At 55.9% G+C, this 383-nt stretch carries 1 protein-coding gene; it reads right to left on the minus strand.

The genetic code is table 11. The features are described 5' to 3' along the window. Positions 1-361 (minus strand): TolC family protein (locus tag KDM89_RS20260; protein WP_212689670.1); only part of this gene is annotated, 361 nt, incomplete at its 3' end. Between the last annotated feature and the right edge of the window lie 22 nt (positions 362-383).

Genomic DNA, 383 nt, shown 5'->3' on the forward strand with positions numbered 1-383 from the left:
CAACTTGCGCATTCGTAGCCTGTAACTGTGCTTCCGCGATACGGATATCCGGACGGCGCTCTAACAATTCAGACGGCACGCTCAATGGTAATTGCGAAGGCAATTGCAGTTGCGCCAGTGTAAATTCCACTGGCAGCTTATCGCCGGGTAGCAAGCCCAGCAATACCCTTAACTGACCACGCTGCTGATCAAGTGCACGCTGCACAGGTACTACACTGGCTTCAGCCTGAGCCAGTGCTGCCTCTTGGGTTGCGACATCCGCCGCTGATGCCACACCCAGCGCTTTTTGCTGACGGGTCAAGTCTGCTAGCTGACGGTTCGCCAGCAACTGCGACTGGGTAATCTGTAATTGCTCACGCAAACCGGCTTCCTGTACCACGGCC

This window comes from Cognatundibacterium luofuense (genome assembly GCF_018139685.1).
Classification (GTDB): domain Bacteria; phylum Pseudomonadota; class Gammaproteobacteria; order Burkholderiales; family Burkholderiaceae_D; genus Undibacterium; species Undibacterium luofuense.